Consider the following 5,758-nt stretch of genomic DNA (forward strand, 5'->3'; position numbering starts at 1 on the left):
ACATCCTTGCCGGATGCCTTGTCGCTAAAAGCGCGATCAACCTTGACGCCTTCCAGTTGCCGTTCCGGGTTCTGGTCGAAGGTGCTGACCCTGATATACCCAATGCGCTGTCCAGTCATGGAATTCCCTGCAAAATGTCAGGGAAGACTCTATGACCTTCAACGAGATATGTCAATAAATTCAAAATTCAATCCTATCCTGACGCAATTTACACATGGCATCTGACATCAGGTTAGGGTATAGCCTAGATTGACATGCGCGATGCAACCCTTAACTTGCTTGCACCTATCGTTTCCATGCTAGCTTTATCGTAACGCTCAAGAAATTGGGCTTAATGCCGAAAACAATAAAATAAAACAGCCAACCCTTGAGGTTCTTATGCGCCAGAATTTACCAGTGACGGGTCGAAACTTAGAACTCCCAAAAGATGCCAATATTCTTTCGACTACCTCCCCTCAAAGCCATATCACGTACGTTAATCCTGACTTCATTAAAATCAGTGGTTTCACTGAGGAAGAACTATTAGGCCAGCCTCACAACATCGTAAGACACCCAGATATGCCGCCTGCTGCATTTGAGCATATGTGGAGTACATTAAAATCTGGCCGCTCATGGATGGGGCTAGTAAAAAATCGCTGTAAAAATGGCGACCACTATTGGGTAAGTGCTTATGTAACGCCAATAGCTAAGAATGGTTCGATTGTTGAATACCAGTCTGTAAGGACCAAGCCTGAACCTGAGCAGGTTTTGGCTGCGGAAAAATTATATGCTCAATTGAGAAGCGGGAAGGCCGCGAGGCCGAAATTGGCTGCTAGCTTTTCCGTGAAAATACTCTTGCTCATATGGGGTAGTATTATATCAAGCGCAATGGCTGCCGGCATGCTTACTGATACATCAATAAGCAGCTTATTGTTACCAGGAATCAACGCCTTTACCCGCTGCCGGAGCCTCACCTCAATAGCACTCTCCGGCAGCCGTATTGTTACAGCGAATCAAACTGATAGCTGACCGATAGCCCAACGCCATAGTTACGGCCCGGCGCCGGTTCATAATAGCGTCCGTTGCTCTCGTTGACGATAACAGAGCCGACGTAGCGCTTATCAAACAGGTTATCAACGCGCGTATAGAGGTCGACGGTCCAGTTATCTAGCACATATTTATAGCCGGTATTCAGTGCCGTCACCGTATAGGCTGGAGCCTGCTCGCTATTGGCATCGTTGACCTGAATATCGCTCATATAGCGGACTTCAGCGCCAGCGTACCATCCCTCTTCCGGCACCCAGCCAAAGGAGGCATAGGCGCTATTACGTGCAATCCCCGGGATCCGATTGCCGCTCTGAATAGCATCGCCGGCGTTTTCACGGTAGGTCGCATCCAGCAGCGTCCACGCCAGTTTGGCGCGCCAGGCGGGCGCAAATTGCTGATCCCATCCCAGTTCGACCCCGCGGCGGCGCGTCTTGCCCGCGTTCTGATAGGACGTACGGCCATTGTCGCTGGCGGCAACGACAATTTCATTTTTCGTGTCCGTATTGAAGACGCTCAGGCTCGCCATCCCGGTGCCCACCTGCCATTTACTGCCTGCTTCAACGGTGGTGTTAGTGGCCGGTTGCAGAGCAAAGTTAAGCCCGGACTGACCATCGGGACGATAGGACAGCTCGTTAATGGTCGGCGTTTCAAATCCCCTCCCGGCAGAGAGGTAAACGTTCCACTGCGGCGTCATGGCATACTTCAGCGCTGCCGCCGGAAGCCACTTGTGATAGCTCGCTTCGCCGCTATCATCACCATTTTTACCTACAACATAACGATCGTTGGAATCAAACCATACCGAGCTATAGCGCGCCCCGGCGTCCAGCCCCAGGGCTGAGGTGAGCTGCCAGTGCGTTTGAATGTAGGGATCGAGGTTCCACATCAGGTTACGTTCGTTACGTCGCATATCACCTTTGGTGCCGAGATCGTAAACGCCGTTCTGATAAACAAAGTTCTCATAGCCTTTGCGCTGTTCGGTCATCGCCTCGTAATCAAGGCCGGTGGTGATGGCGTAAGGGATAAAACCGCTGTCATCGTGGTGTGTCCAGCGCGTGGCTTTGTTGAATAAATCAGATTTCGGGTAAGTCTCCCCCGTAGCGGGTTGTGTTTTCAGGCAATACGCACGCTTTCAGGCATACCTGCTTTCGTCATTTTGTTCAGCGCTCGTACCAGGGCCATAGCCTCCGCAACCTGACCATCGTAGTCACGCAGCGTCAGTGAACCCCCGAACAGCTGTTTTACCCGGTACATCGCCGTTTCCGCTATCGAGCGACGGTTGTAATCTGTTGTCCATTTCCACCGCGCATTACTCCCGGTCATTCGCTGATTAGCCACTGCACGGTTACGGTCTGCATATTCACCGGGCCAGTAACCCGCACCTTTTCGGGGCGGGATAAGCGCGCTGATTTTCTTACGCCGCAGTTCATCGTGACAGAGCCGGGTATCGTAAGCTCCATCGGCGGCGGCTGACCTGATTTTCCGGTGGGTTTGCCGGATTAACCCGGGGAAGGCCTCTGAGTCCGTAACGTTGTTCAGCGACAGGTCAGCGCAGATGATTTCATGTGTTTTACTGTCAACTGCCAGATGCAGCTTACGCCATATACGACGGCGTTCCTGGCCATGCTTTTTGACTTTCCACTCGCCTTCACCGAAGACCTTCAGCCCGGTGGAATCAATTACCAGGTGTGCGATTTCACCCCGGGTGGGCGTTTTGAAACTGATATTAACCGACTTTGCCCGCCTGCTGACACAGCTGTAATCCGGGCAGCGTAGCGGAACGTTCATCAGAGAAAAAATGGAATCAATAAAGCCCTGCGCAGCGCGCAGGGTCAGCCTGAATACGCGTTTAATGACCAGCACAGTCGTGATGGCAAGGTCAGAATAGCGCTGAGGTCTGCCTCGTGAAGAAGGTGTTGCTGACTCATACCAGGCCTGAATAGCTTCATCATCCAGCCAGAAAGTTATGGAGCCACGGTTGATGAGGGCTTTATTGTAGGTGGGCCAGTTGGTGATTTTGAACTTTTGCTTTGCCACGGAACGGTCTGCGTTGTCGGGAAGATACGTGATCTGATCCTTCAACTCAGCAAAAGTTCGATTTATTCAACAAAACCAGTTACAGCCCTTCGGCGATGATTCTCGCCGCTGAAGCCAGCACATCGCGGCGGCGCTCTGCGTTCTGTTGCGGCTGGGTAAAATAGGTCACCAGAACCAGCGGCGCACGACCCTGCGGCCAGATCACCGCAATATCATTGGTGGTGCCGTAGTCGCCGCTGCCGGTCTTATCACCCACAGTCCACGACGTCGGTAAGCCGGCCCGAATGCTGGCTGCGCCGGTCGTATTGCCTTTGAGCCACGTCACCAACTGCGCCCGCTGGGTTTCGCCCAGCGCATGACCCAGCGTAAGCTGACGCAACGTCTGCGCCATCGCCCGCGGCGTGGTGGTGTCTCTCGGGTCGCCGGGAATGGCGGTATTCAGCGTAGGTTCAGTGCGATCCAGACGAAACGTCTCATCGCCGATCGCGCGGGCAAAAGCCGTCACGCCTCCCGGGCCACCGAGCTGGGCAATCAATTTGTTCATGGCGGTATTGTCGCTGTACTGCAACGCGGCCGCGCTCAGTTCTGCCAGCGTCATTGTGCCGTTGACGTGTTTTTCGGCAATCGGATTGTAGTTAACCAGATCGGCAGGCTTGATCTCGACAGGCTGATTAAGCAGCTGCTTTTGCGTTTCACTCTGCTTAAGCACCGCCGCGACCGCCATAACTTTACTGGTACTGCACATTGGAAAGCGTTCATCACCGCGATAAAGCACCTGCGTATTATCTGCGGTATCGATGAGCGCGACGCCCAGCCGCCCTCCGCTGCTTTTCTCCAGCGCCGCCAGCTTTTGCTGCACCGCACTCGTCTGCGCATAAAGCGGCGCGCTGCCCAGCAGCAGCGGAATGCACGCCGCCGCCGCGAACATCATCCGTTGCACTCTCTTTGTCACCATCTCAAACTCCCAATACGGTCAATCCGTGTTACATCAGTATTCCCTAAATTCCACGTGTGTTTTTTATTAGCTTCAAAAATCACTATTTCACGAAGAATTTAGACTGCTTCTCACACATTGTAACATTATTTACAACCACCTTTCAATCATTTTTGATAAATCATTGATTTCATCTTTGCTGCAATGATACTTAATAAACTCTGCAAGTTATCCACAGAGCAACACTCAATTTTATTGATGATATTCTTATTATACCAGACATTTTTCATACACTCCCTTGTACGGATAGTTTTCCGACAACTTCATGATTACATATCTTGCGGTTTTGATTATTTTTGCTGCAAGAAATACATACTTCAAACGAAAGGTCTTTATTTGCTGTCTGTATTCTGAAGAGTCCAAGGAATCAAACTTGAACAACAAAAATAGGTTATATGAAATCCGAATTCTGCGGTTCCCCCTTAAACAGGTGTCGGGAAATTTCGTTGAGATATTTTGAAGGAATCACAGTGTAAGCAGGCGGCCTATTTCAAAAAAGGCGGCTGTACGGTAGTCACTGACTCTCTCGCAGATCTTCCCGCTCATGTACCAGTAATACCCGTCAGTGCTGACAATATCGAGCAAATACCGCATATCATAAACCGTATCGGGTATTACCTCACCCTCACCGGCCAGAACGCCGCTGGCAATAGAATGGTTCCCTCCTCGTACAAAGCCTATCCGCCAGGGCAACCACAAAGTAACGCGGTGGTTAATATCCTGTACCCACGGATTGCCCTTAGCGCTGCCTATATCGGCTAAAGCACTCCGGTAGCTTGATTCACCCCACGGCCACGGCAGGATCTTGGCCGTCGCAAGCGCCAGGGGAAAATCTTCAGCTGCAAGCCTGAGTGATTTCATGTGCGTGTAATCCATCGCCCAGATGATTTTTGTGAAGAAGAACTCGCGCTCGTTCATGTCCGGGCGCGCGTCCTGGCCCTCCGTGCCAACGGCCAGCAAGTAATCGGCCTGAATTGGCAGTATCAGCGCGCGTAGTAAGTCATGGATCGCCGGTTGCGGCAGTCTGTGCGCCAGATTAATTACCCGGTCGAACTTCAGTTTATCCTGCTTGCGCTTGTCGATCTGCTCCATCAGATTTCATGGCCCCCTTCTTCATGCTCATGGGTGTGTTCTTTTCCGGTATGGCTCTGTTCCGCCTGAGACGTCTGCGGCATGGCGTAATCGTCGTAAATGCTGCTGTCAAAGTCGTAGTCGGATGCTTCGGCATAATGCTCGTAATCGGCATACTCCTGCGCGCTCCACTGCTGATCGTCGGCAGCAGCATAATCATGGGCCAGCTCTGCATCATTTTGCTGTGCTTCATGACGCCGCAGGCCAACGGAATCATCCATAGGGTTCTGCTTAAGATGAAAGGCGTCCTCTGCGTTGCTCACCGGCTGATAATCAGTGCCGGTTGTCATGTTATGTTCATCGGGTTTCTGGTTAAACGCCATGCTTTCCCCCGTGGCTTCTGGCAGACCTTTTTCAGCTGATCGGGTTTCTAAACTGGTATCGCGGCCAATATCCTTAAACCTGGCCTCAAGTCCAAAGAAACGGTCAATTTCTGCGGCCGTGGTTTTCGGGCTGTCGCGGCGGCACTGTTGCAAAGTTAGCGATGAGGCAGCCTTTTGTCTTATTCAAAGGCCTTACATTTCAAAAACTCTGCTTACCAGGCGCATTTCGCCCAGGGGATCACCATAATAA

At 51.7% G+C, this 5,758-nt stretch carries 5 protein-coding genes and 3 pseudogenes; 1 reads left to right on the forward strand and 7 read right to left on the reverse strand.

Features of this window, described 5'->3' with window-relative positions:
- Nucleotides 1-119 (reverse strand): annotated as a pseudogene (locus ACJHX7_RS25740) (recombinase family protein); the annotation flags it as partial.
- A 259-nt stretch (nucleotides 120-378) separates the two neighbouring features.
- Here ACJHX7_RS25740 and ACJHX7_RS25745 point away from each other — a divergent pair.
- Nucleotides 379-1,008: a PAS domain-containing protein gene (locus ACJHX7_RS25745; RefSeq protein ID WP_013188478.1), complete on the forward strand. Its 630-nt coding sequence runs from the start codon at nucleotides 379-381 to the stop codon at nucleotides 1,006-1,008.
- Here ACJHX7_RS25745 and ACJHX7_RS25750 read toward each other — a convergent pair.
- From ACJHX7_RS25750 to ACJHX7_RS25775, 6 genes and pseudogenes are all read right to left on the reverse strand, one after another.
- Nucleotides 983-2,080 (reverse strand): annotated as a pseudogene (locus ACJHX7_RS25750) (TonB-dependent receptor domain-containing protein); the annotation flags it as partial. The gene ACJHX7_RS25745 and the pseudogene ACJHX7_RS25750 overlap by 26 nt on opposite strands.
- Nucleotides 2,081-2,136: 56 nt before the next feature.
- Complete coding sequence (locus ACJHX7_RS25755) at nucleotides 2,137-3,105, reverse strand: IS5-like element IS903B family transposase (protein ID WP_013362812.1); 969 nt, start codon at nucleotides 3,103-3,105, stop codon at nucleotides 2,137-2,139.
- Between the two features lie 34 nt (nucleotides 3,106-3,139).
- Nucleotides 3,140-4,015, reverse strand: coding sequence for an extended-spectrum class A beta-lactamase CTX-M-65 (locus ACJHX7_RS25760; RefSeq protein WP_013188475.1), 876 nt, complete (start codon nucleotides 4,013-4,015; stop codon nucleotides 3,140-3,142).
- A gap of 249 nt (nucleotides 4,016-4,264) precedes the next feature.
- Nucleotides 4,265-4,456, reverse strand: a pseudogene (locus ACJHX7_RS25765) (IS1380 family transposase); the annotation flags it as partial.
- 63 nt (nucleotides 4,457-4,519) lie between these two features.
- On the reverse strand, nucleotides 4,520-5,146 hold the full coding sequence (locus ACJHX7_RS25770; RefSeq protein ID WP_000434930.1) for a DUF6710 family protein: 627 nt from the start codon (nucleotides 5,144-5,146) through the stop codon (nucleotides 4,520-4,522).
- On the reverse strand, nucleotides 5,146-5,508 hold the full coding sequence (locus ACJHX7_RS25775) for a hypothetical protein (protein WP_072647595.1): 363 nt from the start codon (nucleotides 5,506-5,508) through the stop codon (nucleotides 5,146-5,148). The genes ACJHX7_RS25770 and ACJHX7_RS25775 overlap by 1 nt, the downstream gene beginning before the upstream one ends.
- Nucleotides 5,509-5,758: the final 250 nt, after the last annotated feature.

The organism is Escherichia sp. WS1451 (genome assembly GCF_046487365.1).
GTDB classification, from domain to species: Bacteria; Pseudomonadota; Gammaproteobacteria; order Enterobacterales; family Enterobacteriaceae; genus Escherichia; species Escherichia coli.